Source organism: Blautia sp. 1033sp1_1033st1_G9_1033SCRN_220408, from assembly GCF_040929965.1.
Lineage (GTDB): Bacteria > Bacillota > Clostridia > Lachnospirales > Lachnospiraceae > Blautia_A > Blautia_A ammoniilytica.
Window position 1 is genome coordinate 87,561 of sequence record NZ_JBFKZO010000010.1, and the last position, 26,823, is coordinate 114,383.

General features: G+C 39.1%; 31 protein-coding genes and 7 pseudogenes. 32 read left to right on the plus strand and 6 right to left on the minus strand.

Annotated elements, in window-relative coordinates; all coding sequences use genetic code 11:
* The first annotated feature begins 56 nt into the window (after positions 1-56).
* From nifS to AB5916_RS09420, 3 genes are all read left to right on the plus strand, one after another.
* Positions 57-1,244 (plus strand): cysteine desulfurase NifS, encoded by a 1,188-nt coding sequence (gene nifS, locus AB5916_RS09410; protein ID WP_173726423.1) that lies wholly within the window; start codon positions 57-59, stop codon positions 1,242-1,244.
* Positions 1,245-1,295: 51 nt separating this feature from the next.
* Positions 1,296-1,742 carry a Fe-S cluster assembly scaffold protein NifU gene (gene nifU / locus AB5916_RS09415; protein WP_158420610.1) on the plus strand — a complete coding sequence of 149 codons (447 nt, stop codon included), beginning with the start codon at positions 1,296-1,298 and terminating at the stop codon, positions 1,740-1,742.
* A gap of 252 nt (positions 1,743-1,994) precedes the next feature.
* Positions 1,995-4,544 carry an HAD-IC family P-type ATPase gene (locus AB5916_RS09420; protein WP_368190510.1) on the plus strand — a complete coding sequence of 850 codons (2,550 nt, stop codon included), beginning with the start codon at positions 1,995-1,997 and terminating at the stop codon, positions 4,542-4,544.
* A gap of 17 nt (positions 4,545-4,561) precedes the next feature.
* Here the strand turns inward: AB5916_RS09420 and AB5916_RS09425 are convergent, their stop codons facing one another.
* Positions 4,562-5,380, minus strand: a complete 819-nt coding sequence (locus tag AB5916_RS09425) for a histidinol-phosphatase HisJ family protein (RefSeq protein ID WP_368190511.1) — start codon at positions 5,378-5,380, stop codon at positions 4,562-4,564.
* A gap of 196 nt (positions 5,381-5,576) precedes the next feature.
* Between AB5916_RS09425 and gap the strand changes: the two genes are divergently transcribed.
* From gap to AB5916_RS09475, 10 genes and pseudogenes are all read left to right on the plus strand, one after another.
* Positions 5,577-6,596 carry a type I glyceraldehyde-3-phosphate dehydrogenase gene (gene gap / locus AB5916_RS09430; protein WP_173726426.1) on the plus strand — a complete coding sequence of 340 codons (1,020 nt, stop codon included), beginning with the start codon at positions 5,577-5,579 and terminating at the stop codon, positions 6,594-6,596.
* A gap of 117 nt (positions 6,597-6,713) precedes the next feature.
* Positions 6,714-7,907 (plus strand): phosphoglycerate kinase, encoded by a 1,194-nt coding sequence (gene pgk / locus AB5916_RS09435; RefSeq protein ID WP_158420613.1) that lies wholly within the window; start codon positions 6,714-6,716, stop codon positions 7,905-7,907.
* A gap of 164 nt (positions 7,908-8,071) precedes the next feature.
* Positions 8,072-8,824 (plus strand): triose-phosphate isomerase, encoded by a 753-nt coding sequence (gene tpiA / locus AB5916_RS09440; RefSeq protein ID WP_368190514.1) that lies wholly within the window; start codon positions 8,072-8,074, stop codon positions 8,822-8,824.
* A gap of 206 nt (positions 8,825-9,030) precedes the next feature.
* A complete protein-coding gene (locus tag AB5916_RS09445; RefSeq protein ID WP_368190515.1) occupies positions 9,031-10,365 on the plus strand; it encodes a tyrosine-type recombinase/integrase in 1,335 nt (444 codons plus the stop codon).
* A gap of 554 nt (positions 10,366-10,919) precedes the next feature.
* Complete coding sequence (locus tag AB5916_RS09450; RefSeq protein WP_215661095.1) at positions 10,920-11,144, plus strand: YdbC family protein; 225 nt, start codon at positions 10,920-10,922, stop codon at positions 11,142-11,144.
* A gap of 206 nt (positions 11,145-11,350) precedes the next feature.
* A pseudogene (locus AB5916_RS09455) lies at positions 11,351-11,473 on the plus strand (type I restriction-modification system subunit M N-terminal domain-containing protein); the annotation flags it as partial.
* Position 11,474: 1 nt separating this feature from the next.
* A pseudogene (locus tag AB5916_RS09460) lies at positions 11,475-11,745 on the plus strand (response regulator); the annotation flags it as partial.
* A 72-nt stretch (positions 11,746-11,817) separates the two neighbouring features.
* Entirely contained in the window at positions 11,818-12,876 is a 1,059-nt protein-coding gene (locus tag AB5916_RS09465; RefSeq protein WP_342982300.1) for a GGDEF domain-containing protein, read from the plus strand.
* 88 nt (positions 12,877-12,964) lie between these two features.
* Positions 12,965-13,150, plus strand: a pseudogene (locus AB5916_RS09470) (PleD family two-component system response regulator); the annotation flags it as partial.
* Complete coding sequence (locus tag AB5916_RS09475; RefSeq protein WP_368190516.1) at positions 13,149-13,406, plus strand: response regulator; 258 nt, start codon at positions 13,149-13,151, stop codon at positions 13,404-13,406. The pseudogene AB5916_RS09470 and the gene AB5916_RS09475, both read left to right, overlap by 2 nt.
* Before the next feature lie 71 nt (positions 13,407-13,477).
* Here AB5916_RS09475 and AB5916_RS09480 read toward each other — a convergent pair whose 3' ends face one another.
* Both AB5916_RS09480 and AB5916_RS09485 read right to left on the minus strand, forming a co-directional pair.
* Positions 13,478-14,839, minus strand: a complete 1,362-nt coding sequence (locus AB5916_RS09480) for a relaxase/mobilization nuclease domain-containing protein (RefSeq protein ID WP_368190517.1) — start codon at positions 14,837-14,839, stop codon at positions 13,478-13,480.
* Positions 14,806-15,129, minus strand: a complete 324-nt coding sequence (locus AB5916_RS09485) for a MobC family plasmid mobilization relaxosome protein (RefSeq protein WP_342982304.1) — start codon at positions 15,127-15,129, stop codon at positions 14,806-14,808. The genes AB5916_RS09480 and AB5916_RS09485 overlap by 34 nt, the downstream gene beginning before the upstream one ends.
* Before the next feature lie 248 nt (positions 15,130-15,377).
* Between AB5916_RS09485 and AB5916_RS09490 the strand changes: the two genes are divergently transcribed.
* Both AB5916_RS09490 and AB5916_RS09495 read left to right on the plus strand, forming a co-directional pair.
* Positions 15,378-15,752, plus strand: coding sequence for an MmcQ/YjbR family DNA-binding protein (locus tag AB5916_RS09490; RefSeq protein ID WP_195255570.1), 375 nt, complete (start codon positions 15,378-15,380; stop codon positions 15,750-15,752).
* Positions 15,749-16,183, plus strand: a complete 435-nt coding sequence (locus AB5916_RS09495; protein ID WP_342982305.1) for a flavodoxin family protein — start codon at positions 15,749-15,751, stop codon at positions 16,181-16,183. Before AB5916_RS09490 ends, AB5916_RS09495 begins: the two co-directional genes overlap by 4 nt.
* Positions 16,184-16,241: 58 nt before the next feature.
* On the opposite strand, the gene AB5916_RS09500 is transcribed toward AB5916_RS09495, so the two are convergent.
* On the minus strand, positions 16,242-16,442 hold the full coding sequence (locus AB5916_RS09500) for a helix-turn-helix transcriptional regulator (protein ID WP_005344265.1): 201 nt from the start codon (positions 16,440-16,442) through the stop codon (positions 16,242-16,244).
* 56 nt (positions 16,443-16,498) lie between these two features.
* The gene (locus tag AB5916_RS09505; protein WP_342982306.1) at positions 16,499-17,230 is read right to left on the minus strand and encodes an XRE family transcriptional regulator; all 732 of its coding nucleotides are present in this window, start codon (positions 17,228-17,230) and stop codon (positions 16,499-16,501) included.
* 194 nt (positions 17,231-17,424) lie between these two features.
* Between AB5916_RS09505 and dinB the strand changes: the two genes are divergently transcribed.
* The 12 genes and pseudogenes from dinB to AB5916_RS09565 all read left to right on the plus strand — a co-directional run.
* On the plus strand, positions 17,425-18,672 hold the full coding sequence (dinB, locus tag AB5916_RS09510) for a DNA polymerase IV (RefSeq protein WP_342982307.1): 1,248 nt from the start codon (positions 17,425-17,427) through the stop codon (positions 18,670-18,672).
* A 14-nt stretch (positions 18,673-18,686) separates the two neighbouring features.
* Entirely contained in the window at positions 18,687-18,899 is a 213-nt protein-coding gene (locus tag AB5916_RS09515; RefSeq protein WP_117594103.1) for a DNA-binding protein, read from the plus strand.
* Positions 18,900-18,911: 12 nt separating this feature from the next.
* Complete coding sequence (locus AB5916_RS09520) at positions 18,912-19,151, plus strand: hypothetical protein (RefSeq protein WP_005344271.1); 240 nt, start codon at positions 18,912-18,914, stop codon at positions 19,149-19,151.
* A gap of 259 nt (positions 19,152-19,410) precedes the next feature.
* Positions 19,411-19,782 carry a hypothetical protein gene (locus tag AB5916_RS09525; protein WP_368190521.1) on the plus strand — a complete coding sequence of 124 codons (372 nt, stop codon included), beginning with the start codon at positions 19,411-19,413 and terminating at the stop codon, positions 19,780-19,782.
* Between the two features lie 278 nt (positions 19,783-20,060).
* Positions 20,061-20,225 (plus strand): rubredoxin, encoded by a 165-nt coding sequence (rd, locus tag AB5916_RS09530; protein WP_020993356.1) that lies wholly within the window; start codon positions 20,061-20,063, stop codon positions 20,223-20,225.
* Positions 20,226-20,301: 76 nt separating this feature from the next.
* Positions 20,302-20,736 carry a bacteriohemerythrin gene (locus AB5916_RS09535; protein ID WP_368190523.1) on the plus strand — a complete coding sequence of 145 codons (435 nt, stop codon included), beginning with the start codon at positions 20,302-20,304 and terminating at the stop codon, positions 20,734-20,736.
* Between the two features lie 287 nt (positions 20,737-21,023).
* Entirely contained in the window at positions 21,024-21,236 is a 213-nt protein-coding gene (locus tag AB5916_RS09540) for a sporulation initiation factor Spo0A C-terminal domain-containing protein (RefSeq protein ID WP_026648209.1), read from the plus strand.
* 4 nt (positions 21,237-21,240) lie between these two features.
* Complete coding sequence (locus tag AB5916_RS09545; protein ID WP_368190525.1) at positions 21,241-21,669, plus strand: hypothetical protein; 429 nt, start codon at positions 21,241-21,243, stop codon at positions 21,667-21,669.
* A gap of 179 nt (positions 21,670-21,848) precedes the next feature.
* Positions 21,849-22,058 (plus strand): DUF6219 family protein, encoded by a 210-nt coding sequence (locus AB5916_RS09550; protein ID WP_008708189.1) that lies wholly within the window; start codon positions 21,849-21,851, stop codon positions 22,056-22,058.
* 3 nt (positions 22,059-22,061) lie between these two features.
* The gene (gene bcp, locus AB5916_RS09555) at positions 22,062-22,517 is read left to right on the plus strand and encodes a thioredoxin-dependent thiol peroxidase (protein ID WP_368190527.1); all 456 of its coding nucleotides are present in this window, start codon (positions 22,062-22,064) and stop codon (positions 22,515-22,517) included.
* Positions 22,517-23,266 (plus strand): peroxide stress protein YaaA, encoded by a 750-nt coding sequence (gene yaaA, locus AB5916_RS09560; RefSeq protein ID WP_024854728.1) that lies wholly within the window; start codon positions 22,517-22,519, stop codon positions 23,264-23,266. Before bcp ends, yaaA begins: the two co-directional genes overlap by 1 nt.
* Before the next feature lie 90 nt (positions 23,267-23,356).
* A pseudogene (locus AB5916_RS09565) lies at positions 23,357-23,581 on the plus strand (transcriptional repressor); the annotation flags it as partial.
* Between the two features lie 161 nt (positions 23,582-23,742).
* Here the strand turns inward: AB5916_RS09565 and AB5916_RS09570 are convergent.
* Positions 23,743-24,033: pseudogene (locus AB5916_RS09570) on the minus strand (tyrosine-type recombinase/integrase); the annotation flags it as partial.
* Between the two features lie 230 nt (positions 24,034-24,263).
* On the opposite strand from AB5916_RS09570, the gene AB5916_RS09575 reads away from it, so the two are divergent.
* The 5 genes and pseudogenes from AB5916_RS09575 to AB5916_RS09595 all read left to right on the plus strand — a co-directional run.
* Positions 24,264-25,364, plus strand: coding sequence for a glycerol dehydrogenase (locus tag AB5916_RS09575; RefSeq protein ID WP_368190537.1), 1,101 nt, complete (start codon positions 24,264-24,266; stop codon positions 25,362-25,364).
* A gap of 293 nt (positions 25,365-25,657) precedes the next feature.
* A pseudogene (locus tag AB5916_RS09580) lies at positions 25,658-25,843 on the plus strand (transcriptional repressor); the annotation flags it as partial.
* 69 nt (positions 25,844-25,912) lie between these two features.
* A pseudogene (locus AB5916_RS09585) lies at positions 25,913-26,269 on the plus strand (L-lactate dehydrogenase); the annotation flags it as partial.
* A 27-nt stretch (positions 26,270-26,296) separates the two neighbouring features.
* Positions 26,297-26,671 carry a desulfoferrodoxin family protein gene (locus AB5916_RS09590; RefSeq protein ID WP_368190529.1) on the plus strand — a complete coding sequence of 125 codons (375 nt, stop codon included), beginning with the start codon at positions 26,297-26,299 and terminating at the stop codon, positions 26,669-26,671.
* A gap of 91 nt (positions 26,672-26,762) precedes the next feature.
* Positions 26,763-26,823: rubredoxin (locus AB5916_RS09595; protein WP_243280095.1), on the plus strand; the 61-nt coding region annotated here is incomplete at its 3' end.

Here is a 26,823-nt window from a genome sequence, read left to right on the forward strand (position 1 = left end):
TCATTCTGTAAAGCAGTAGCAAGGAGTCTGCTTTACTATGACAGGAGGACATAGAAATGGGAAAAATGATATATCTGGACAATGCAGCAACAACAAAGACGGCACCGGAGGTTGTGGAAGCAATGCTTCCTTATTTTACAGAAATGTATGGAAATCCCTCCAGTGTATATGATTTTGCCGGAAAAAGCAAAGATGCTGTAACAAAGGGCAGAGAGCAGATCGCAAATGTTCTTGGCGCCAAAAAAGAGGAAATTTATTTCACAGCAGGCGGTTCTGAGGCTGACAACTGGGCATTAAAAGCAACTTTTGAGGCTTACAAGTCAAAAGGCAATCATATTATTACTACTAAGATCGAGCATCATGCGATTCTTCATACCTGCGAATACCTGGAAAAAGAAAGAGGGGCAAAGATCACTTATCTTGATGTGGATGAGAATGGAGTTGTAAAGCTTGATGAGCTGGAAAAGGCCATTACACCGGAGACCATCCTGATTTCTGTTATGTTTGCAAATAATGAGATCGGTACACTGCAGCCGATCAAGGAGATCGGTATGATCGCCAAAGAGCATGGCATTCTTTTCCATACAGATGCAGTACAGGCATTTGGTCAGGTTCCCATCAATGTGGATGAGCTTGGCATTGATATGCTTAGTTCCAGCGGCCATAAGCTGAATGGACCAAAGGGCATCGGTTTCCTGTACATCCGTAAAGGCGTTAAGATCCGCAGCTTTGTACATGGCGGAGCTCAGGAGAGAAAGCGCCGTGCAGGTACTGAGAATGTGCCGGGTATTGTTGGGTTTGGTGTGGCAGCAGAGCGTGCAATGCATTCCATGGCTGACCGTACTGCAAAAGAGGTCCTGGTGAGAGATCATCTGATTAGCCGGATCACCAGTGAAATCCCATATGTAAAATTAAACGGACATCCAAAGAAGAGACTTCCAAACAATGTAAACGTAAGCTTCCAGTTTGTGGAAGGAGAGTCTATGCTTCTGATGCTGGACAGCTTTGGTATCTGTGCATCCAGCGGTTCTGCCTGTACATCCGGATCCCTGGATCCTTCCCATGTACTTCTGGCAATCGGACTGCCTCATGAGATCGCACACGGTTCCCTCCGTCTCACCTTAAGCGAAGAGACTACCATGGAAGATGCAGATTTTGTTGTGGATAAGTTAAAGGATATTGTGGCGAACTTAAGAAGCATGTCTCCATTATATGAAGATTTCATAAAAAAACAGAACAAATAAAGAAGCTAAATCTAAAAAAAGTGTAAAAGCACTTGTCAGGAGGAAAAAAACATGTATAGTGATAAAGTAATGGATCATTTTCAGCATCCCAGAAATGTGGGAGAGATTGAGAACGCAAGCGGTGTTGGTACAGTTGGCAATGCTAAATGTGGCGACATTATGAGAATCTTTCTGGACATTGATGAGAATACACATATTATAAAGGACTGCAAATTCAAGACCTTTGGCTGTGGTGCTGCAGTAGCGACCAGCAGTATGGCAACTGAGATGGTAAAAGGCAAGACCATCGAAGAAGCCATGGAAGTTACCAATAAGGCGGTTATGGAAGCACTTGACGGACTTCCGCCAGTAAAGGTACACTGTTCCCTTTTGGCTGAGGAAGCCATCCATGCTGCATTATGGGATTATTCACAGAAGCATGGCATCAAGATTGAAGGATTAAAGAAGCCAAAGAGTGATATCCATGAGGGAGAAGAGGCTGAGGAAGAGGAGTATTAATCTCTTCCCAGGCCCAAGATACAGGTGAGACTGCAGTCGTTATAGTCTATCTCAGTCGAGAAGACTCCCACCTCTTTCAGGTGTTGAGTAACTGCTCGACTTGAAGTGAGAAGATTCATCTTAAATTCGAGGCAAAAGAGATAAAAAGAAAAAGGGTAACTGTTTTACAGGCAGTATTCATTCAGGTGATCTGGAAAGTTTTTGCATTGCAGATGCCAGTGTGTGAAACAGTTACGAAAAAGGAAAATAACGATGACAGGACTTACAAATCAACAGGTTCAGGAACGAATCGATGCAGGCAAAGTAAATGCAAATGAGAACCCTAATACCAGGACATATAAGCAGATTATCCGGGAGAATACGCTGACATTTTTCAACTTTCTCAATCTGGTGCTTCTTGTCCTGGTTCTTTTAGTGGGATCATATAAGAATTCCATGTTCGTCGGGATCATCATTGTCAATACAGTGATAGGTATCGCTCAGGAGATCCGCGCAAAGAAGACCCTGGACAAGCTGGCAATCCTTACTGAGAGTAAAGCAGTGGTGTTGCGGGAAGGACAGAAGTGGAGTGTTCCTACAGATCAGCTTGTTCTGGATGACATTCTGTTTCTGAAGACCGGGGATCAGATCCCAGCGGATGCCAGAGTGCTTGAGGGAAGTATTGAGGTAAATGAATCTCTCCTTACAGGTGAGGCAGACAATCTGGCCAAGAATCCTGGGGACGATCTTTTTTCCGGAAGCTTTGTCACAGCAGGAGAGGCTTGCTGTCAGGTTGTTCATGTAGGGAAAGATAATTATGCGTCACAGATCACCAGTGAAGCAAAGGAGTTTAAAAGACATAATTCTGAACTGCGTAATTCCCTGAATGCGATCCTGAAGGTGATCAGTATTATTATTGTACCTATGGGAATGCTGCTGTTTTACAAGCAGTATTATATAGCAGGTGATAATATCCGGGATGCAGTGGTAAATATGGCTTCTGCAGTTCTTGGGATGATCCCGGAAGGGCTTGTTCTGCTTACCAGTGTGGCATTGACTTTGGGAGCATTGAACCTTACCAGGAAGAATACATTGGTGCAGGAATTGTATTGTATTGAGACGCTTGCCAGGGTAGATACCTTGTGCTTGGATAAGACAGGCACCATCACCTCCGGTTCTATGAAGGTACAGGAAGTGGTTTCTTATAAGATGGCTTTAAAACGGACTGAAGATACCGGGAAGACAGAAGAAGTTTTGCCTGCCCTGCCTGTTGCTGTGGCAGATACAGCCAATACAATTCCAGTTGAAATAGATACAGCTGAAACCAATATAGTTGAAGTAGATGCAGAGCAGCCTGTGGTTCAGCTGTCAAATCCAGAAACAGCTGAAGACTCAGAAGAAAGCCAGGAAGAGATCCGCCATATCATGGGTAATCTGCTTTATGTGCTGAAAGATAAAAATGCTACAGCTGAGGCCTTAAATCATTACTTTACAAAGAAGAATGATTTGAAGGTTTCCCATGTGATTCCTTTTTCCTCAGACAGGAAATATAGTGGTGCTGTATTTGAAGGAGAAGGCACATATTTGATGGGAGCAGCACAGTTTTTGTTTCCAGAAGGAAATCAGCCGCTTCTGGATGTTTGTGCAGTTTATGGTGCACAGGGTCTTAGAGTGCTGGTGCTTGCAGCAAGCAAAGAGGAAAGCACAGGTACAGAGCTTCCAAAAGATCTGAAGCCTTTGGCACTTTTTCTTCTTACAGATGTGATCCGTGAGGATGCACCAGAAACGCTGGCATTTTTTGACAGCCAGGGTGTGGATCTTAAGGTGATTTCAGGAGATGATCCGGTTACGGTTGCTGCCATTGCAAGAAAGGCAGGACTTAAGGATGCGGATCATTATATAGATGCTACTACGATCACCACACCGGAGCAGATGGAAAAGGCAGTGGCAGAGTGTTCTGTATTTGGAAGGGTAACACCCCAGCAGAAAAAAGAAATGGTGCTGGCCTTGAAGAAACAGGCGCATACAGTAGCTATGACCGGGGATGGTGTGAATGATGTACTTGCCCTGAAAGAGGCTGACTGTAGTGTAGCAATGGCAGAGGGTAGTGATGCTGCTAAGAATATTGCAAATATAGTGCTTCTGGATTCTAATTTTTCTGCTATGCCGGATATTGTGAACCAGGGAAGGCGTGTGGTAAATAATATTCGTACAGCAGCATCCATGTTTCTGATCAAGACGATTTTTTCGGTGCTGCTTTGCCTGATCACAATTTTCTGGGGGGATGCTTATCCTTTTGAACCAATTCAGATGTCTCTGATCAGCACCTGCGCCGTGGGGATCCCTACGTTCCTGCTTGCACAGGAAAATAATTTTAACAGGATCCAGCAGGGCTTTCTACGGTATGTATTTATGAATGCCTTTCCGGCAGCAGTTACGATTACAGGCTGTGTATTTACTATTATGCTTGTATGCCAGAATGTATATCATTCTAATGAGATGCTGAACACAGCCTGTGTGCTTGTTACAGGATGGAATTATATGGCAGCGTTGAAGACGGTTTATGCACCGTTGAACCGGTATCGTAAAGTGATCATTTACGGTATGCAGTTTATCTTTTTTGCAGCTGCGGTGATCCTGCAGAAGCTTCTTGCCCTGGGTGCATTGGAGTTTGGTATGATTATCCTTGTGTTTATCCTGATGACATTTTCACCGGTATTGATCGACGTGATCACAGCATGGATCCACACACTTTACGTAAAACTCGAAGAAAGAGAAGAAAGAGGTTTCCTCTCCCTTCTCTTTGAGAAAATACAGAAATAATGGGATTGATCAATCAATCAAAGCTTCAGGAACTGAGGCTTTCGTCCGCAAAAAACAGTGTAATATGTGAAGCCGCAGTCTGCTAAAAGGTCTGCGGCTTTTTCAAAGCCGTAAGCCACTTTGGACGGATCATGTGCATCAGCTCCGATGGTAACAATCTCTCCGCCAAGCTCACGGTAGCGCCGGATCACCTGGCTGCATGGATTAGGCTCTCCAAGACCATAATGATAGCCACCAGTATTAAGTTCAAGTCCTACCTGCCTGCGGATCAGCTGCTTCAGGATCTCATCCAGGATATCCTGAAAACGTCCATATGAGTAGGAGGCATTTTGCCCTGGGCCGTATCGGACAATATAGTCCAGATGGCCGTAAACATCCATTTGGTCAAATACAGAAAGATTCTCCAAGATAGATTCAAAGTATTCCATATAGCAGCGGGTAACTTTACGTCCCTTATAAAATTCCGGATAGTATGGGTCTTGACCATGTACCACATGGGAGGATCCGATCACAAAATCAAAGGGATAATCTTCTAAAAGCTGTCGGAACTGCCGGGCCAGATGAGGCTGAAGTCCGATCTCAATCCCAAAATGGATCTGCAGATCCTGGCTGTATTTCTCTTTCAGATGATGCAGCCTGGCATGATAAGCCGGGATATCAAGGTCAAAAGTCAGGCCGTCCGGATCAGCAGGATAGTCCGGATCAAAGTGTTCTGTAAAGCAGATGCCGGAAAGATTTCTGGAAATGGCTGCCTGGATCATGTCCTCCATTGGTGTTTCTGAATCTGCAGAAAATGAAGAGTGCATATGGCAGTCCCACAGGATCTGGTTCTTCATGGCTGAAAACTCCTTTCATTTGAACATACTTCTTTATTGTAGCATAAGTTTAGGAAGTTTTTACAGATGATTGTAAGGTTTTTTCTAAAATGCTCTTGAATTTTTGTTTGGAATTAGGTACAATATGCCGTAGGTTGATGTTTCTTTAACAAAGGTACATCATAATTTACCATTTAATTCATAGGAGGAATTTATCATGGCAGTAAAAGTTGCAATTAACGGTTTTGGACGTATTGGTCGTCTTGCATTCCGTCAGATGTTCGGAGCAGAGGGATTTGAAATCGTTGCTATCAACGATTTAACATCTCCTAAGATGCTGGCTCACTTATTAAAATATGATTCCACACAGGGAAGATACGCTCTTGCAGATACAGTTAAAGCTGGCGAGGATTCCATCACTGTTGACGGAAAAGAGATTAAAATCTATGCAAAAGCTAACGCTGCTGAGCTTCCATGGGGAGAGATCGGTGTAGATGTTGTTCTTGAGTGCACAGGTTTCTATACATCCAAAGACAAAGCACAGGCTCATATCGATGCTGGTGCTAAGCATGTTATCATTTCCGCTCCGGCTGGAAACGATCTGAAGACTATCGTTTACAATGTAAACCATGAGACTCTTACAAAAGAGGATCACATCATTTCTGCAGCTTCCTGTACAACAAACTGCTTAGCTCCAATGGCTAAAGCATTAAATGACCTTGCTCCGATCAAATCAGGTATCATGTGCACAATCCACGCTTACACAGGCGATCAGATGACACTTGACGGACCGCAGAGAAAAGGCGATCTGAGAAGATCCCGTGCAGCTGCAGTTAATATCGTTCCGAACAGCACAGGTGCTGCAAAAGCTATCGGTCTGGTTATCCCAGAGCTGAACGGCAAACTGATCGGTTCCGCACAGCGTGTACCGACCCCAACAGGTTCCACTACTATCCTTACAGCAGTTGTTGAAGGAAATGTAACAAAGGATCAGATCAACGCAGCTATGAAAGCAGCTTCCAATGAGTCCTTCGGTTACAACGAGGACGAGATCGTATCCAGCGATATCGTTGGTATGAGATTTGGTTCTCTGTTTGATGCTACTCAGACAATGGTTCTTCCACTTGAGAATGGCACAACAGAGGTTCAGGTTGTTTCCTGGTATGACAATGAGAACTCCTACACAAGCCAGATGGTTCGTACAATCAAACATTTTGGTAAACTGCTGAACGCTTAATTTCCGGCAGAGTAGGGTTTCAGTGCTGTAAAGCATACAAATAGACTCAGAGAAGGGTCCGGTCTGTATAGGACCGGGCCTTTTTGTCTGTATAAAGTTAAAAGGAGGCATAACAAGATGCTGAATAAGAAATCTGTTGATGATATCAACGTAAAAGGCAAGAAAGTCCTTGTAAGATGCGACTTTAATGTACCTCTTCAGGATGGTAAGATCACAGACGAGAACCGTCTGGTGGCAGCTCTTCCTACAATCAAGAAGCTGATCGCTGACGGTGGAAAGGTTATCCTTTGCTCCCACCTGGGTAAGCCGAAGGGAGAGCCGAAGCCAGAATTATCACTTGCACCGGTTGCAGTACGTCTTTCTGAGCTTCTTGGACAGGAAGTTAAATTTGCAGCAGATCCTGAAGTAGTAGGACCAAATGCAAAAGCAGCAGTAGAAGCTATGAAGGACGGAGATGTGATCCTTCTTGAGAATACACGTTATCGTGCAGAAGAGACAAAGAATGGTGACGAGTTCAGCAAGGAACTTGCATCTCTTTGCGATGTGTTTGTTAACGATGCATTTGGTACAGCTCACAGAGCACACTGCTCTAACGTAGGTGTTACCAAATATGTTGATACAGCTGTTGTTGGATATTTAATGCAGAAAGAGATTGATTTCCTTGGCAATGCAGTAAATAACCCGAACAGACCGTTTGTTGCAATCCTTGGCGGTGCTAAGGTATCCAGCAAGATTTCCGTTATCAACAATCTTCTTGACAAGGTCGATACCCTGATCATCGGTGGTGGTATGTCTTACACATTCTCTAAAGCAATGGGCGGACACATCGGAACTTCCCTTTGCGAGGATGATTATCTTCAGTATGCACTGGATATGATGAAAAAAGCAGAAGAAAAAGGCGTTAAGCTTCTTCTTCCTGTAGACAATAGAATTGGAGATGCTTTCTCTAATGACTGCAATATCAAGGTTGTGAAACGTGGCGAGATCCCGGATGGATGGGAAGGTATGGATATCGGACCGGAGACAGAGAAGCTGTTTGCAGATGCTGTAAAAGATGCTAAGACAGTTGTTTGGAACGGACCGATGGGATGCTTTGAGATGCCGAACTTTGCACATGGTACTGAGGCTGTTGCAAAGGCTCTGGCTGATACAGATGCAACAACCATTATCGGTGGCGGTGATTCCGCAGCAGCAGTTAATATCCTTGGATATGGCGATAAGATGACACACATCTCCACAGGTGGCGGTGCATCTCTTGAGTTTTTGGAAGGCAAAGAGCTTCCTGGAGTAGCTGCAGCTAACGATAAATAGGCATTGAATACTTAATGAGGGCAAGCCGTAGGTGCAGGCCGAATTTAGTATGAAAGCCCACCTGGACACTTAATGAAAGCGAACCGAAGGTGAAGCTTGAATTTAGTGGACATGGTGATTCCAATAATACAAGCACTTAATGAGTGCAAAAGGAGATATATAAAATGTCTAGAAAGAAAATCATTGCCGGCAACTGGAAGATGAACATGACTCCAAGTGAGGCAGTTAAATTAGTAGAGACTTTAAAGCCATTAGTAGTAAATGATGAGGTAGACGTAGTATTCTGCGTACCTGCAATCGATATCCTTCCTGTAGTTGAGGCTGCAAAAGGATCTAATATCCAGGTTGGTGCTGAGAATATGTACTTTGAGGAGAAGGGTGCTTTCACAGGTGAGATTTCTCCGAACATGCTTACAGATGCTGGTGTTAAATATGTTGTTCTCGGACATTCTGAGAGAAGAGAGTATTTCGCAGAGACAAGCGAAACTGTAAACAAGAAAATGCTGAAAGCATTCGAGCATGGTATCACACCAATCATGTGCTGTGGTGAGACACTTGCTCAGAGAGAGCAGGGCGTAACAATGGACTTTATCCGTCAGCAGGTAAAGGTTGGATTCCAGGGTGTGACTGCAGAGCAGGCTAAGACTGCTGTGATCGCTTATGAGCCGATCTGGGCTATCGGGACAGGTAAGACAGCTACTACAGAGCAGGCACAGGAAGTATGCGCTGGCATCCGTGCATGCATCGCTGAGATTTATGATGAGGCTACTGCAGCTGAGATCCGTATCCAGTATGGCGGTTCTGTAAATGCAAAGACAGCTCCTGAACTGTTTGCACAGGCTGACATTGATGGTGGTCTTGTTGGCGGTGCTTCTCTGAAACCAGAGTTTGGCGATATCGTAAACTATAACAAATAATAAAATAATAGCTATTTTTTAGCTAATGTGTCCAAGCGAGAAGTAATTAAACGCCCCTAAACACAAGGATGATTGGTAAATATTACCAATTGAATTGTGGGTAGGGGCGTTTTATAATTTACCTACTATCACCTTTTGGTATCACTTTTGGAAGAAAAAATCACTGTCATTCAAAAAAGTGATAATTGCTACAGAGGAGGAAGTAAATGGCGAAGAACTATGAGGGCAGAAAAGAAAATGGTGAGGGCAATGTAAGAAAACTGCCAAGCGGAAAATATGAATGTGTAGTACAAAGCAAATACATTAATCCAAAGACCGGGAAACCAAAAAGAATTAAACGAGTGGGAGAAACAGAAAAGGCAGCCCGTGAAAAAGCAAAGCTGGATCTTGTCGCCTGGGAGAAGGAAATTGAGAGAGGCAGAGATACAAAGATTAATAAAGCCAAGACCTTTGGCGAATATATGTCTGAATATATTGAGACGGAGGTAAAGCCCAATATAACTGGAAGCGGCTATCATACATATATTAATAACATGAACCGGAATTTCTTTGATTTTCCAATATCAAAGTACCAGCTTCATATGCTGAATGCTGTGGAATTTGAACGGTATTTTGATACAATATTAGAATTAAAGAGTAAGAAAACCTGCTCTCTGCCGATGCAGCTATGTAAACGCTGTTGTAAATGGCTGGTTGATCGGAGCTTGCTTAAAGAGAATTATGTTGCCCAGGTGAGAATAAAAAAGGAAATTTCTGATGAATACGACAAGAAAAGAGAAGATGATATCAAAAATCGTAAAGAAGTATTCACGCCAGAAGACATTCAGAAATTTTATTATGCCTACAAAAATAATATGGGACAGTATCCGGTTGTTGTATTATTTCTATTGGAAACAGGGCTTAGAATCGGAGAATTTGCCGCTTTGAGAAATGACAATGTGGATCTAGAGAATAACAAGATTCATATTGTAGAGGCACGATCTGTTCGTTTTAAGGATAATGATAAGGAAAAAGGGATAGAATATTACACAAAAGTTCCCAAGAATGGAGAAGCCAGGTTCATAATGATGTCGGATCTATGCCGGGAATGTGTATTGTATATGATGGAGCAGACCCGACTTAAATGTAAAGACAATCCGGATGACTTGCTCTATCCAACATTTGCTAATGGTAAGAGACGTTCAAATGCTTCTATGGAAGTGTGCTTTAAGGAATTATGTGACAAGCTTAATATTGACAGAGATGTGCATCTCACTAAAGGCGGTCAGATGAAAGGGCTGTGTCTTCATTCACTCAGACACACTGCAGATACCATGGCGAATACTGCCAAAAATGCAAATGTAGTGAATACTGCATTAAAAATGGGGCATAAGGCAATCAGTGTAGAGAATGTGTACACACATGCTACAGAGGAAGCACTTAGTAGTGTTATGACACCATCCCAGGCCGTTCTTGAGGAATACAAAAAAGATTCCGATGCTCAGAGCAAGGAAGAAGAATTGTATAAAATGTATCTCAAATTAAAAGAAAAATTCGAATGAGGATAAAGCGCCTTATGGAAGTTACATGGAAATTAGGCAATACATATTTAAAAATCCAGGATTGTGAGTCGGGTTGGGATTTCACAATTCTGGATCTTTTTATTTTCATAAATTGGTGTAGGATATGCAGAAGCAATGAAATTAGGTATCGTAATCTACGAGCCAATTTCACGTATTTTCCCTTAAAATATCGAAGGTGGTTAAATACCGATAGCTAGGGCATTTAGCACATTTTCACCTAAGATGTAAGGTTGTATAGATTCATATAGTTTCTAAAAAAATGGCCCACCAGATGGCCCACTAAATGAACAAAGAGCTTCGATACAAAATAAGGCAGGGAACACTCATGAGTTTGGAGTGTTCCTGTTTTTTGATTTAGATCAAAAGAGTTGTATTGTGAGATTTTGAATTGTTTTTTTGTATATATTTTGCAAATCAAAAGAGCTTATGCTATACTACGTAACAGAAAAAGCAAGATCTGTGGTGATAATATGGTTTACGATGTTATGGTTAGTTATCAGCATAGATCGAGAAATTTGTGAGGTGAAGGAAAAATGGCAGACATTAAATATGATATTGTAGAAGAAATCGGAGTTCTTTCTGAGAATGCTAAAGGGTGGAGAAAAGAAATTAATAGGATTTCCTGGAATGGAGCAACTCCAAAATATGATATCAGGGATTGGGCTCCAGAACATGAAAAGATGAGTAAGGGAATTACTTTATCACAGGAAGAAGTGGAAGAATTATATGCAGTTTTGGGAAAAGCTCTTGGAAAATAATAATTGAAATTTTTGAAAATTCTATAAATTAAAATGCTGTACTATCTAAAAATCACTATGCTTCTCGAAATTAATGAGTATAGTGATTTTTTGTTGTCTGACATTATTCTTTATAAGGCATTAATATACAATAATAAATGACAGTTTCCCTACTTCGTGTTATACTACATATTAAGTTGTTGGCGAAAGTGGAGGAAAAAAGAAGCATGATAATAGGTGAGTTGAAAAATAAAATTGATGGTTTATGGGAAATATTTTGGACAGGCGGACTTACCAATCCACTGGATGTCATTGAACAGATGACGTATATGATGTTTATTCGTGATTTAGGCAGTGGAATTGTTTAAAGAGAAACCAGCAGGAACATTTGATGCAATTCTGATGGATCTGATGATGCCTGTGATGGATGGATATACAGCTACGAGAAAACTCAGATCATTAGAACGTTCAGATGCAAAAAACAATACCGATCATAGCTATAACAGCAAATGCATTCCAGGAAGATGCTGAAAAGTGCATTGACGTGGGTATGAACGCTCATTTGGCGAAACCTTTGGATATTGAAAAGATGAAAAAGATTATTAAAAGTATTTGTTCCTAATATAGGGAGAAAGTAAATGAATAGCATAGTTATTGAAATGAATATTATTTGAGATTCGGGGTAAATTGTGAAATGCAGACAAACAGGAAAAATAAAGATATAATAGGTATTATACAGAGTTTCCTTATATTGATATTAGTGGTTCTTGTTATTTTTATGATGATTCAGATTAGCAGGCTGCAGGGGACGGCACGCGTAATAAATTATGCAGGTCTGGTACGTGGAGCTACACAGCGCGAAGTAAAATTAGAAATTACAGGAAACCAAAATGATGAATTAATTAAATATTTGGATGATATTCTTCTTGGATTGAGATATCAGGATGGACATTATAATCTGGTAAAACTCAATGACGAAGAATATCAGGGGAAATTGAAAATCCAGAGTGATTACTGGGATAAATTGAAAACAGAAATTGAAGCAGTAAGAAACAAGGGATACGAAAATACAGACATTGTTAATATGAGTGAAATATATTTTACGATGGCAGATGAAACTGTCTCTGCCGCAGAAAGCTATTCAGAAAAGATCGCTATAAAGATTCGTACTATAGAGCTTTTGTCGGCACTTGATATGTTGATTCTGGTGATATTGGTTATTATGCAGACTCTAAAAGCAATGCAGATGGCAATGCAAAACAGATTGCTGGAACAGAAAGCATTCGTAGATGCCCATACTGGGCTGCCAAATAAAAATGCCTGTAATGACCTTCTTAATAAAAAAGATATAATTACAGGTTCTACAGCATGCATAATGTTTGATTTAAATAATCTAAAAACTGTAAATGATACAATGGGACATTCCGCAGGAGATCGGTTAATAAAGAATTTCTCAAAGCTTTTGCGAAGTGTTATTCCAGAAAAGGATTTTGTTGGAAGATATGGCGGAGATGAGTTTATAGCAGTCATTTATCATACAAATGAGGCGGAAATTAAGGAAATATTAAAAGTTTTGTACAGAGAAAAAGATAGATTAAATAGTTATGAAAATCAAATACCAATCGACTATGCATGCGGATGGGCATTATCCTCCGATAATATGTCTTGTACAATGCAGATGTTATTGGATGATGCAGATGCTAATATGTATAAAAATAAACAGTTATGTAAGAAATATAATCAGCATTCTTAAGGAAAGTGATTAAAAAACTATCGATAGGGAGTGTCTTTTTTAATTTATAGGATTTCTAAAGACCACAAGAATAAAGGAAATAGAAAATATGAATAAAAGACAAAAAATACTGATTGTCGATGATGTAAAGTTTAACAGGGATATATTGAAAGAATTTCTTGGAGAAACCTATGATTATCTGGAAGCTGAAAATGGAAATCAGGCAGCGCAGATTATGGAAGAGAATCTGGGAATCGATTTGATGCTTTTAGACATCAACATGCCACAGATGGATGTTTAACAAAGCAAAGCTAAATTACTACAGTCTGATTCTGCTGGATATTCAGATGTCGATTATGAACGGATATAAAGCATCCAGGAGAATTCGAGAACTGAAAGATGGTAACAAATCGCAGATTCCAATTGTTGCAATGACAGCAAATGCGTTTGAAGAAGATAAGAAGATGGCTTTGGCAAGTGGCATGAATGATCATGTTGCAAAACCAATAGATATGAATGTATTATTGCCGACTATTATGAAATATATGTAAAGGAAGAAAGAAGGACACTGATTTTGCAGTCAGTGTTCTTCTTACATATCAGTCGACTAAAGAAAAACATTTTATAGTTGTACATTATCTCGTTGAGAAGGGTAAATCTGTGAACTTTGTTCACTAAGCAGAGCAGTGAAATTTTGACGAATGATATTTAAAGTCTTTTGCTTTTTCAGTAATTCTTGTTTTTCCCGGACAGTAGCAGTCTGTTCGGATTCAAGATTTTCAATCCGCTTCTGGATTTTATTAGAGCTTGGGATTTTGGTAACGCCGAGATCCTGAAGCTCTTTTTTTAGTGAATCGTGGAGCTGGTATTCTGCCTGATGCTTGGTACGGTAAGCTTTTGGATTTTTAGCAGATTTGCAATCTTCAATCACTTTTCGGCAGAGCCGGTAAGAATCACAGTGTTTCTGAATGACTTTCTGTGTACTCAGCTCACTGGTGATTTGTGCTATTCTCTGATCAGCCGCTTTAACAGAAGCATCAATATCGGAAACGTGTTGTTTGAAATCTTCATAATTCAGCAGGTTATTTTCGGAAAGATAGTTGAAGGTGCGAGCCGCCTCTTTCAGATTATTGAGCTTTGCCCAACGTTCAAATCCTTCTCGATTGCCGGTTGTAACATACGTGGAGATATTGATATACAGGCGAGCTTCTCTGGATAGATGCTTTGGAGTTTTCACTTTGCTACGATTTTTAGCCAGGCGAATGCGAACATTTTCTTCTGAATAATAGCTTCCGAGAGATTTCATATAAGTGAAATTCTTCTGCTCCGGTGCACGGAAGGACAGGTGTTTTCCTTGGCGGACTTCATATCCAGCTAACTGCATTTTTTGTAGAAATTCCTCATAGTTAATGGAAGTCCAGATTGCCTTATCAACTGCAACACGTAGCTTGGCTTTCCAACTGGTGCCACGATGATATTCCATGTTCTCTTTATAGCTTTTACTTTTTTCTCCGGTTGGCATACTGGTGGCAAGTCCATTTTCATGGCAAATGCGATTACTGATCCGGTAGATTTTATGGTAGCTCCGCTTATTGGAAACATACTTGTGATGATCAACAAAACTTGCTGCATTAAAGATGATGTGGTTATGGATATGATTTTTATCAACATGGGTGCTGATCACATATTCATATTTTCCTTTCAGTACTTCATCTGCAAATTGTTGTCCTAAGCGATGAGCGGTTTCTGCATCTGTTTCATCAGGCTTAAAAGATTGGATCAGATGAAATGCTAGGTTATCACCTTTATCCATTCCGTTCTTTTTTGTCTGTTCTCTCGTCATGGCAAATTCCAGATCAGCTGTTTCAGGGGAACAGCCAAAACTGGAAACTAGCAGTTTTTCATCAGTCTTGTCTGGATTCGTGATATAGTCCAGAGCTTTCTTGTCTGTTACTTTAATTGGGAAGATCTTAATATATGCCATAGTTCTTTCACCATCTCTTTCAATTCTTTCATTTCTTCTGGATACAGATCTCCAGTAGTATTCACCTTCTTTGCAATCTGATTGATGTTTATGCCAATCTTGTGCATTTCCTCATACTGTTTCTTCAGTGGAGTTGTATCAGTGTTGACGATGTAACCGTCGATTGCCATTTTCCGCAGATAAGCTCCCATGTTTTTTGTCTTTGATTCTATCATCTTCCTGCGAATCAGCTTCCGCTCTTCATCTGTGACATAAAAATGGATTTCTTTGTTTCGCTTTCTTTCAGCCATTGGTAATTTCTCCTTTCTGAGAGGGTAGTAGTATAGTTGCTTTCAGCTTTTTCAATTTAGGGCAGGGTACCCTAAATTGGGATTTTCCGGAAGTGTATCCTCACTTCCTGTCCTTGCTGTTTTACCCCTCTATTAGTTAAAGTCAGGAGAACCGGGAAAATGCAAAAGAATTTTGCAGGTAGTACGGGATACGAAAATGTGGTATGATTATGGGCAGGATATCAGAAGAATCAGGAGTTGAATAGATTGTGAAGAAAGAAGAAATTTTTGAATATGTGCAGAAACAGTATGGCACGATTCCGGAATATTTATGGAGTAAACTACCGGACAGTGCAGTACTCCGACATGAAAATGGAAAATGGTATGCAGTGATCATGACGGTTGAAAAATCGAAATTGGGATTAGAGGGAAATGATCTGGTTGACATCATGGACGTAAAGTGCGATCCAGAAATGATCAGCATGATTATTCAGACTTATGGATTTTTACCAGGATACCATATGAATAAGCAGCACTGGATCACGATTTTACTGGAAGGTTCGGTCAGTGAAGCAAAGATACTGGACTTTTTGGATATGAGTTATGACCTGATTGATGGAGCAGGCAGAAAGGAAAACAAATGAGAAAAGCGATCGTATATGCATCTGTCCATCATGGAAATACAGAAAAATTAGTAAAAAGCATAGCAGAAGAGTGCCAGGTCGATTTGATTGATGCTGTAAAACAGCCAAATGCAGATCTGAACAGTTATGATATGATTGGATTTGCATCAGGAATCTATTTTTCAAAATTTCATCAGTCGATATTGGGATTTGCAGAGAAGAACCTACCGGATGACAAAAAGATATTTCTGATTTGTACTTATGGTGGAAGTGCGAATTATAAATCCTTAGAGCAGATTTTGGACAAGAAGCATTCTAAAGTGATAGGAAAATTTGGGTGCAAAGGGTATGACACATTCGGACCATTTAAACTGGTTGGAGGTATTGCTAAAGACCATCCTAATGGAGAAGATATGAAAAACGCAGTGGACTTCGTAAAAGGATTACACTAATTTTTGAGCAAAAAGGAAAACCGGGGATTTTACTCCTCGGTTTTCTGGCTGTTGTGCTTCAATCTTCAACTTGAAAAATATCTTCTACAGGCACTTTCAGGTAATGTGCCAGCCGGATTGCAATCTCAAGAGAGGGATTACGTTCTCCACGTTCGATGCGGCCTATAGTCTGGCTGCAGGAACCTATGGCTTCAGCCAAATCTGCTTGAATGAGATTCCGTTCTTCACGAATATCTTTTAGTGTATTATTGATTGCCATTCAATCACTTCCTTTGTTTATTGTTATCAGCAGGATCATGAACCTGATGTTGAAATTTAATGGAATCCCGGAATTTCTGCACCTTTGCATTTCCCGATTACTTTTCCAAAAATCTTAAAAGAGTCAGATTCCAAAACCTGGATAGGACGATATTTTTGATTTAAAGAAATCAGATAAACACCATCTGGCTCATCGTGTAATTCCTTGATGTAAGTATTACCGTTGAGATAGAAGATTCCAATTTCACCATTAGCAAGAGAATCTTTTTTCTGAATCCATGCGACATCGCCTGTGTGATAAAGTGGCTCCATACTGTCACCGGAGATCCGTACACCAAAGTCAGTCTGCTCAGGAGCAAGATGTCCTACGTCATAGGTTTCTTTTACAGAATCTTCCAGATAATTTCCAGTACCAGCAGAAACAGGTTCCCAGGCAATGTCTACAGGATGATGGAATGGGATAATCTTTGCAGACAGTGGAGAAAACTTTTTAGAAGCTTTCAAAATATCAGCAAATTCAATCAATTTATTTCTGCCTTCTTCATTCAATCCACTCATAATGTTATATGGATTTTCTCCAAAGAAGGATTCATATATATCTTCGATATCAAGTAACTGGCAAAGTGTCAGGAAAACATGTAAAGCTGGTTCTCGTGCATTGGTCTCCCATTTGGAGATTGCTTTTGTAGTGACCTGAATACCTTCCTGAGAAAGCAGGTCTACCAGATCTGATTGAGAGTATCCTTTCTTTTTTCTATTTTCTGCTAATATTTCCCCGAAATCACGCATTTGTTCGCCTCATTTCTATTTGAATTTTCTATATGCATTATACCGTATGTTGGAAATAAAATCAACAATAATCTCCAAAATGGAGAGAATACAACCAAGATGTTACTTGACTATCTCCGGAATGTCGATATATACTAAACATACAAAAATTGATAAGACATCATGTTGAAGGAAACAGCTGGGAGGTGAAAAGTTTGAGTGAGCGTGTGATCCTGCATAGTGATATGAACTGTTTTTATGCCAGTGTAGAAATGCTGCATCATCCGGAATTTGCCGGAATGCCGCTGGCAGTCGGTGGCGATCCGGAAGCCAGACATGGGATTGTACTGACAGCAAATTATATTGCAAAGCAAAAAGGTGTAAAGACCGGAATGGCATTATGGCAGGCAAAACAGATTTGTCCGGAAATCATATTTGTACCACCACGGATGGATTTGTATTTGAGATTTTCACAGATGGCAAGAGAAATCTATTCAGAGTATACGGACAAGATCGAGCCATATGGAATTGATGAAGCCTGGCTGGATGTATCGGACAGCAGAAATCTGAAAGGAAGCGGAATGACGATTGCAAGAGAAATCAGCCATCGGATTAAATACGAACTGGGTGTAACGGTAAGTATTGGAATTTCCTGGAATAAGATTTATGCGAAACTTGGTTCAGATTATAAAAAGCCGGATGCAATCACAGAGTTTAATCGAGAAAATTATAAAGACAGGATATGGCAGCTTCCAGCGTCAGATTTGCTTTATGTTGGAAGACAGACAAATAAGAAATTGCAAAAACTTGGAATCCGGACAATCGGGCAACTTGCGGAATCAGACGAAAAGTTGTTAGAGAGTCATTTTGGAAAAATAGGAAATGTATTATGGGCTTTCGCAAATGGCTGGGATGAAGATCCGGTTTGCAAGGAAGGATATGAAGCACCAGTAAAGTCGATAGGTAATAGCACTACAACACCGAGAGATCTGGAAAATGATCTGGATGTCTGGATCATTCAAATAGCATTGGCAGAAAGTGTAGCTGCACGATTGCGGAAACATGGATTTAAATGCAAAACAGTAGAAATTACAGTTCGAGATAATGGATTGTATAGTTTTTCCAGACAGATACATTTACGACAGCCAACGAATATTACAAACGAGATTGTAACTGCAGCATTTCAGCTATTTAAAGATAATTATAAATGGGAACATCCCATTAGAAGCCTGGGAATCCGAGCTGCGGATCTTGTGTTAGATGATATTCCCGTGCAGTTGGATTTATTTGGAAATCAGGAGAAAAAGGAAAAGTTAGAGAAGCTGGATCGTACTGTAGATGAGATCAGACGACGGTTTGGTTATTTCAGTATACAGCGAGCGGCAATGTATCAGGATAAAGTCTTATCCAACTTAGACGCTGGTACGCACACGATCCATCCACACAGTTATTTTCATGGGTAATTGGAGGGATAGATTTGAAAAAAGCATTAACCAGAAAACAGAAAGAAAGTTATCAGTGTATTTTGGATTATACGAAGGAGCATGGATATCCGCCGACAGTACGGGAATTTGGAAAAATGATTGGAGTAAGATCAACATCATCTGCTTTTTCCAGAATCAAACAGTTGGAGTTAAATGGATATATCCGCAGAATCCCGGCATCGCCAAGAGCAATTGAGATTTTATAGTGAGGTGTCGGCATGAATAAAGTATATGTAGATGTAGTAGCAGAGTTCCGGAAAGACGGACAGTTGGTTCCCATATTTTTTACATGGGAGGATGGAAGAAAGTATAGCATTGACAGAATTTTGAAAATCGAGCGATGCGCCAGCAGAAAGGCAGGCGGTGTAGGAATGATGTACACCTGTATGATACAGGGGCAGGAAAGCCACTTGTTTTACGAAGTGGATAAATGGTTTATGGAGAGAAAAACAGCATAAGGAGAGATTGGTATAGACGATATTATTTGGATTATTAATCGGCAGGGATAGTCACTTTCCCTTTATATTCCTGCAGGTTTTACATAAGAAGATGGATTTCGGTCAGCAAAGGCAGCTCCCACAATGCCTTTTGGATATCCGCTTCTGCAAGTTGTAGTAAGTAATTGCTTCCCATCAAAATCATGAGATCGTGGTACCGCAGGCAAAGGATAAAAGATTTAGACCGTCACTGGGCGTTGAGGAAGAGTAGGTGAGTAATATGAGATACGAAGATTCGATGAAAGATGTAGCTGATCAGATAATCAAAGAACAGCAGCGAGCCAGTAAAATTAAAAACAATCCAGAAGAGTTACATTGGCATGACGAATATGCAACGTTGAATTTCTTTCGGTTTATCTGCAAAAATATCGGTAACTTGAGAAATGGAGAAATTGAAAAAATGGTCACACGTTTAAAGTACATAGATCAGAAAGCAGTGGAAAACCATGTGAATGGTGCTGTTTGGGCATTTGATTATGATAAGATGTTCTGTGTATTGATGGAAAATGAAATTTGTCGAAAGGTGTGTGAAAAGAATAAATATAACAGTTGGATGAATCTGATTGGACAGTATTGTGTTTCAAGGACTTAAAGACGAAGAAAGTTGTTGGAGAGAAATAATTTCCAGCAACTCTGTCTTTAATGAATAGAGTTCATTTTTTTATTCAAATATTCCCATAATATATACAATATGTAAATTTGCAATTCAAATATAGTTTATGCTAAGTGCAATAATAATAATAATAATTACTATTATTGATAAGAGAATAATTATCATGTATAATACAGATATACAAGAAACAAAGTGTTAGAAAAATTGCTAGGAACTTGGTAACAAAAATAAATCGACATTGAAAAGGGAAAATGACTATGATAAAATATGAATGTGAACCATGTGGATATATTTATGATCCGGCAGTAGGAGATCCAGACGCTGGTATCGATCCAGAAACTGCATTTGAGGATATTCCAGATGACTGGACATGCCCAATCTGCGGATTAGGAAAAGATGTTTTCGTTCCTGTAGAAGACTAAGCAGAAAATGCAGGTACGAAACTGCCAGACATTAAAAGATCCTAAGAGAACATATAAAAGAAATGGAGGTCAAATTATGACTTACGATTTAAACATTACCTTTGATGACAATTTAGTAACAGGAAATGAAACAATTGATACCCAGCATAAAGAATTGATCGACCGTATCCAGAACTTTGTAACTGCCTGTCAAAATGGCGAAAGCAAAGTAAAAGCAATCAAAATGCTGGATTATCTGGATGAATATACTGACTTTCATTTCAAAGAAGAGGAAAAGCTTCAGGAAAAAGCCGGTTATCCAGAGCGTGAAAAACATTATGAAAAACATGAAGAGTTTAAAAAGACAATTCAGGAACTGTATGAATACCTTCAGGAGTATGAAGGACCAACAGATCGGTTCAGTGAACTTGTACAGAAAAATGTAATCGACTGGCTGTTTGGACACATTAAAACATACGACCGCTCTGTGGCAGAATTTATCCTTATGAAACAAAATCCAGATCGATGCTAAAATAAACCAGGGAACGAGTTCATTCAGAATGTAGACAACGTGATGAAGTAAACTAGGGGCTGTCACAATGCAGCCCCTTTCCTGTTATAGCGATATTCTAGGTAATATATTGCGCTGGCATGACATATTATTTTACTACTACTATATGGGAAGAGCAAGCAGCTCTTCTTTTTTTGTCCTTTTTATCCAATTTTAAGTTGTAAAGTCTCTTTTCATGCCAACAGAAATATGCTAAATTGATCTTATAGAACAAGATATAATTCCACTTATATATCTGAGGAAAATGAATGAGAGAGAAAACTATATATGAGAAGATTGCAGAAAAGTATAACACAACACCAGAAGAAGTACGCAGAGAAATGCAGATAGCCATAGATGCAGGATTTGATAATCCTGACCCGGCTGTGCAGGAAGAATGGAAGAAAATGACACTTAAAGGAGACAGGCCCACACCGGAAGAAGTAATCAATTACGCAGTAAAAAAATTAAAAGGAAATTAAAAATATGAAGAAAAAGATAATTGCATTGATTTCAGGAACAGCAATCTTGATAATTGCTGCAGGAAGTATTTATGGGAAATCTGAATCCAGTCATAAAGAAGGCGAATCAGATGTAGTTGGAACTTTTTCTGTAAATCGGGATGAAAATATAACCGTGGTCGCAAATAGGGAAGATATTGAGGATAGAGAAGCGTTTGCAAGAAAACTTTTGCAGATGTACAAGGATGATTCTTTTCATTCGACAAAATTCTCCACAGACAGAGGATATGCGACGAGCATTGATATGAACATCTATTTATGGAAAGAGGATATTGAAGACGGGGAATCGGTAATGACAGCCGAATATAGACCTGTAGAATACGGAAAGGACTATGATGTTGTCAATAATCCTGATAAATTTCAACTATATATAGATGGAAAAGAGATTAAATAGTAATCTCCTGAAAGCAAGCTCTTTGTCAATTATTTCAAAGAAAAATTAAAGGATAACAATACATAGTTTTGACAATGATATTTTGAAAAATTTTATAGGAATGCTCTATTATCAAATTGACATAGGAATATGGTAGCGTATAATTAGAATTGAATACACTGAAAAAATGGAGGAATTACATGAAAGCACATAAATATTGGTCAGTAGGAGCTTTAATCACAATGATTGGAACTTTTTATACAGGATATAAAGGGTTAAAAGCAGCACACAAATACTTTGCATTTGGCTCTCTGATATGCATGATTATGGCAGTCTATTCTGGTCATAAAATGATTTCGGGTAATAAAAGAACAAGAAAACAGGTGAAAAATACAAAAGCTGAGGAATAGTAAATGTTAGAGTTAGGAATAAAAGCACCGGATTTTGAATTGCCGGATCAGAACGGAGAAGTGCATAAATTAAGCGATTATGCAGGAAAAAAAGTGATCTTATATTTTTATCCAAAGGATAATACACCAGGATGTACGAAGCAGGCATGTGGCTTTTCTGAGCGTTATCCACAGTTTACTGAGAAGGGAGCTGTTATTCTCGGAGTAAGCAAGGACTCTGTAGCGTCTCACAAGAGATTTGAAGAAAAATACGGACTGACATTTACGCTATTAGCAGATCCGGAGCGTAAAGTTATTGAAGCATATGATGTCTGGAAAGAAAAGAAAAATTATGGAAAAGTATCTATGGGTGTAGTAAGAACTACATATCTTATTGATGAGCAGGGAATCATTATAAAGGCAAATGATAAAGTCAAGGCGGCAGATGATCCTGAAAATATGCTTAAGGAATTGGCATAATGAAGATTATTTTATCACCTGCAAAAAAGATGATTGTAGATACCGATAACTTAGCACCGGTTGAACTGCCTGTCTATATTGATAAGACAGCAGAAGTATTAAACTGGATGAAAAGCAAATCAAAAGAAGAACTGAAAGCTATCTGGAAATGTAATGACAAGATTGCAGAGCAGAACTTTAACAGATTGGAAAATATGGATCTTTATAACAGGCTTACTCCGGCTGTTTTAGCATATGAAGGTATTGCATTTCAATATATGGCACCATCTGTGTTTGAAATCCAGCAGTTTGAGTATTTGCAAAATCATTTAAGAATCTTGTCTGCGTTTTATGGCATTTTAAAACCAATGGATGGTGTGACTCCTTATCGTCTTGAAATGCAGGCAAAGGTTGGAATTGGAGATGCAAAAAATCTGTATGAGTACTGGGGAGAATTGTTATACCGCTCAGTAATCGATGACAGTAGGATTATCATTAATCTTGCATCAAAAGAATACTCAAAATGTATAGAAAAGTATCTGACACCACAGGACAGATATATTACGATTGTATTTTGTGAGTTATCCGGAGATAAATTGGTAACAAAAGGTACCTATGCCAAGATGGCTCGTGGTGAAATGGTCAGATTCATAGCGGAAAATAATATTGAAAATCCGGTGGAGATTCAGAAATTTGATAGACTCGGATATTCGTTTAGGTCTGATTTATCTTCAGATTCAGAATATGTATTTGAACGCAAAATAAAATAATAATAATGAGAATTATTACTATTTTTATTAGCAACAGGATAATAGTGGTATATAATCCTTATTAAGAACTAATCCTAATAAGGAGGACGAATGACAAGTAGGAGAAATACCATTCAAAAAGATCTTGTAAGAAATGCCGTATACGAAATGAGAAGACACGTTACGGCAAATGAAGTGTATGAATTTATAAAAGAAGCATACCCAACAATTGGAAAAGGAACTGTATATAGAAATCTTGATATATTGGTAGAGGAAGGTGCATTAAAAAAGGTTGAAGTTCCGGATGGACCGAACCGATTTGATTTTATATTGAAAATATAATAGCCTTTTCCTTTTTTGGCTTAAATCCTCTTATATCGTCACGAATCCTTATTTTTCAAGGCTTCCGAGGTGTTCCGAAAAAGGAAAGGCTTTATAAATCGGCTTAAATCTTCTTAAAAAATACTCTTTCAAAGTAGTAAATTGAGTAGTAAAACTCACGCGACTATACTCAACATTTCTGTCATTGCAGATTCACAAGAAGCATGTGTGTAATATCCTAACGTCATAGTGATATTCTTATGCCCCATGATGTACTGTAAATTATTTGGAGTCATTCTTGCATTTGCCATATTCGTACAGAATGTATGTCGTAATACATGAGGGGTAATATGTGGTAATTCATAATCCCTGTACATCTTGTTATGCTTTTTAACCAATCCATTTAAAGCATTATTATAAAGAACTGCATACATCGGATAGTTTCTAGCATTCAAGAATATACTGTTTTCTATCATATCATGTATCGCGAAAAATTTCCAGTCTTCCTGTAGATAAATTATCGACAGAATGTTGATAATAGTTACTGTTCACACGATGTGCGACCAGCAACGCTTGTACAAAAGTCTTTTATATATTATCAGCAAAAACTTGCCCACAAATATTGATAATCCTTTAAAAAAGTGCTATATTTTGTATATAATTTCACAATCTAAATCATGGAGGCACTTTTATTATGATGGGAAGACTTAGAGCAATGCGTGAACCACTGAAATATGTACAGGGAAGAGATGCACTTTTGAAATTTCAGGAAGAAATGGGCTATATGGGAAAGAGATGGCTGTTTGTCTGTTCAAGAAGTGGTTATAAAGCATGCTATGATAAAATAGAGAAAAGTTTTGGTGATAAGAACGATTATAGACGTTATGAGATTTTTGCTGGAATCTCAAGTAAAGGCGAGATTGCCAAGATGGAAAAAATTGTAAAAGAAGATGAAATTGATACGGTAGTCGCAGTAGGTGGTGGTAGTGCTGTCGATACAGCAAAAGCAACTGCATATTATACAGGAAAACATATTGTTATTATTCCAACAGTAGCAGCAACGGATGCGCCATGTACAGGACTTTCTGTTATTTATAACGATGATCACAGCTTTGATAAATATTTATTTTATCCAACAAACCCAGATGCAGTTATGGTAGATTCAACAGTTATCGCTAATGCACCGGTAAAATTTCTGATTGCCGGAATGGGTGATGCGCTTGGTACTTATTTTGAGGGACGTGCTTCAATTCGAACAGAATCCGCAAGTCTGGAGGGAACAGGAATCACAAGAGCAGGTCAGGCACTTGCAAGATTATGTTATGATACACTGGTTACTTATGGAAAACAAGCTGTGGAAGCATGTAAAGTACATGCAGTAACTCCAGCTCTGGAGGCTATTATTGAAGCTAATGTCTATCTTTCAGGTGTAGGAGCAGATAATGTAAACTGCGCTGCAGCACATTCTTTCTATAATGGCGTTACTTCTCTTGGAATTGCACATGCGGATCATGGTTGCTGTGTAGCTCTTGGTACTTTAGTGCAGTTGGTTTTAGAGGGTGCTTCAAAAGAAGAGTTTAAAGAAGTTCAGGACTTCTGTCTTGAAGTAGGACTTCCTGTAACATTGGAAGAAATAGGCGTTACAACACAGGAGCAGGTTAAGACAATTGCTGAAAATGCATGTGTTCCTGGTGAAACGATTCATAATCTTGCCGGAGATGTGCAGCCGATAGAGCTTTATGATGCAATTTTACAGACAGATGCAATGGGAAAGATTGCACTTGGTAAAACAGAATAAAAATAAATCACATATTATACAAACGTGGCCCGGTGCTATGCACCGGGCTATAATCTATATAAACTATTCGTTATTTTTGGTCGAAGTCCGGCAATCATAAAAGATCTATCACTAATACAATCACCGTCTTCTTTTATTTATGATACGGGAATGCGCAATGTACAAATCTTATGTGCCAGGCAGCATCCATGTTTGCTTTTGCAATTCATCTGTATCAACTTGATGATGTTATTATACGGAAAAATTGTGAACTCCTCGTGTCACAAAAGCTAAACAAAAGTAAAATTTATGGTAAAAATCATTACCATGTAAGATGTATAAAGTGCGGTGAAATTTTTGATGTGGATATGGATCAAATACCGGATTTGCTGGAAAGAATTCATAACACTCATGGAATTGAATTTGTGGATTATGATATTTCATTTAAAGGCATTTGCCCGAAATGCAGGGAGAAGGTAAAGGAGGAACAGCATGGATAGGAAAGCAATGTATAAGTTGAGTTATGGACTGTTTATATTGAACGCTAAAGAAGCAGAAAAAGATAACGGATGTGTGAAATGCGTGGACATTACAAGTACAAGGAAAACACGGCAGAAATAGCTACAGCAGTCAAGAACAGTGCTTATGAGATTATAAACAAAAAGTACGCTACATATTATGGAATTGCAATGTCTGTAAAAAGAATCTGCGAAGTGATTATGAGAGATGAAAAATCAATACTTCCTATATCACATATGATTCATGGAGTATATGATATTGACGGAGTATAGTTAAGTATGCCAGCTATTGTAGGTGCAGATGGTATTGAGTCTGATATACCTATTAATTTAAGTGGCGAGGAAGCGTTAAAGCTTAAGGAATCTGCAGATTCATTGAAAAAGATTATGGAGACAATTGAATTATAAATTTTACACATGGAAGGAGAAAAAGGCATGGAAGTAAGGTATTATATTTGTGAGCATTGTGGAAACATCGTTGAAAAGGTAAAGGATAAGGGTGTACCTGTAATTTGTTGCGGAGAACCTATGCAGGAATTAAAAGCCGGAGTGACAGATGCTGCTGTCGAGAAGCATGTACCTGTATATACGATAGAAGGCAGTCATGTTCATGTCGTGGTCGGAGAGACAAAACATCCAATGCTTGAAGAGCATTTCATTGAGTGGATTACATTAAATACAAACCAGGGAATATACAGAAAACAGTTAAATCCAGGGCAGGAGCCGGTAGCAGATTTTTGTCTTTGCGATGGTGAACAGGTAGAAGAAGTATATGCATATTGTAACCTGCATGGATTATGGAAATGCTAAAAGCATTTATACATATTAAGGTTACAGAACAACACAAATACAACAGTAATATATGCTGTGTATTAATATATTTATAAGGAGGAACAAACTAATGAAATATGTATGTGACGTTTGCGGATGGGAATATGATGAAGAGGAAGGTTATCCTGAAG

Bases quoted from the DNA above. Each gene is read 5' to 3' on its own strand.
- nifS (WP_173726423.1), top strand. From the start codon at position 57: ATGGGAAAAATGATATATCTGGACAATGCAGCAACAACAAAGACGGCA.
- nifU (WP_158420610.1), top strand. From the start codon at position 1,296: ATGTATAGTGATAAAGTAATGGATCATTTTCAGCATCCCAGAAATGTG.
- AB5916_RS09420 (WP_368190510.1), top strand. From the start codon at position 1,995: ATGACAGGACTTACAAATCAACAGGTTCAGGAACGAATCGATGCAGGC.
- AB5916_RS09425 (WP_368190511.1), bottom strand. From the start codon at position 5,380: ATGAAGAACCAGATCCTGTGGGACTGCCATATGCACTCTTCATTTTCT.
- gap (WP_173726426.1), top strand. From the start codon at position 5,577: ATGGCAGTAAAAGTTGCAATTAACGGTTTTGGACGTATTGGTCGTCTT.
- pgk (WP_158420613.1), top strand. From the start codon at position 6,714: ATGCTGAATAAGAAATCTGTTGATGATATCAACGTAAAAGGCAAGAAA.
- tpiA (WP_368190514.1), top strand. From the start codon at position 8,072: ATGTCTAGAAAGAAAATCATTGCCGGCAACTGGAAGATGAACATGACT.
- AB5916_RS09445 (WP_368190515.1), top strand. From the start codon at position 9,031: ATGGCGAAGAACTATGAGGGCAGAAAAGAAAATGGTGAGGGCAATGTA.
- AB5916_RS09450 (WP_215661095.1), top strand. From the start codon at position 10,920: ATGGCAGACATTAAATATGATATTGTAGAAGAAATCGGAGTTCTTTCT.
- AB5916_RS09465 (WP_342982300.1), top strand. From the start codon at position 11,818: ATGCAGACAAACAGGAAAAATAAAGATATAATAGGTATTATACAGAGT.
- AB5916_RS09475 (WP_368190516.1), top strand. From the start codon at position 13,149: ATGTTTAACAAAGCAAAGCTAAATTACTACAGTCTGATTCTGCTGGAT.
- AB5916_RS09480 (WP_368190517.1), bottom strand. From the start codon at position 14,839: ATGGCATATATTAAGATCTTCCCAATTAAAGTAACAGACAAGAAAGCT.
- AB5916_RS09485 (WP_342982304.1), bottom strand. From the start codon at position 15,129: ATGGCTGAAAGAAAGCGAAACAAAGAAATCCATTTTTATGTCACAGAT.
- AB5916_RS09495 (WP_342982305.1), top strand. From the start codon at position 15,749: ATGAGAAAAGCGATCGTATATGCATCTGTCCATCATGGAAATACAGAA.
- AB5916_RS09500 (WP_005344265.1), bottom strand. From the start codon at position 16,442: ATGGCAATCAATAATACACTAAAAGATATTCGTGAAGAACGGAATCTC.
- AB5916_RS09505 (WP_342982306.1), bottom strand. From the start codon at position 17,230: ATGCGTGATTTCGGGGAAATATTAGCAGAAAATAGAAAAAAGAAAGGA.
- AB5916_RS09520 (WP_005344271.1), top strand. From the start codon at position 18,912: ATGAATAAAGTATATGTAGATGTAGTAGCAGAGTTCCGGAAAGACGGA.
- AB5916_RS09525 (WP_368190521.1), top strand. From the start codon at position 19,411: ATGAGATACGAAGATTCGATGAAAGATGTAGCTGATCAGATAATCAAA.
- rd (WP_020993356.1), top strand. From the start codon at position 20,061: ATGATAAAATATGAATGTGAACCATGTGGATATATTTATGATCCGGCA.
- AB5916_RS09535 (WP_368190523.1), top strand. From the start codon at position 20,302: ATGACTTACGATTTAAACATTACCTTTGATGACAATTTAGTAACAGGA.
- AB5916_RS09540 (WP_026648209.1), top strand. From the start codon at position 21,024: ATGAGAGAGAAAACTATATATGAGAAGATTGCAGAAAAGTATAACACA.
- AB5916_RS09545 (WP_368190525.1), top strand. From the start codon at position 21,241: ATGAAGAAAAAGATAATTGCATTGATTTCAGGAACAGCAATCTTGATA.
- AB5916_RS09550 (WP_008708189.1), top strand. From the start codon at position 21,849: ATGAAAGCACATAAATATTGGTCAGTAGGAGCTTTAATCACAATGATT.
- bcp (WP_368190527.1), top strand. From the start codon at position 22,062: ATGTTAGAGTTAGGAATAAAAGCACCGGATTTTGAATTGCCGGATCAG.
- yaaA (WP_024854728.1), top strand. From the start codon at position 22,517: ATGAAGATTATTTTATCACCTGCAAAAAAGATGATTGTAGATACCGAT.
- AB5916_RS09575 (WP_368190537.1), top strand. From the start codon at position 24,264: ATGGGAAGACTTAGAGCAATGCGTGAACCACTGAAATATGTACAGGGA.
- AB5916_RS09590 (WP_368190529.1), top strand. From the start codon at position 26,297: ATGGAAGTAAGGTATTATATTTGTGAGCATTGTGGAAACATCGTTGAA.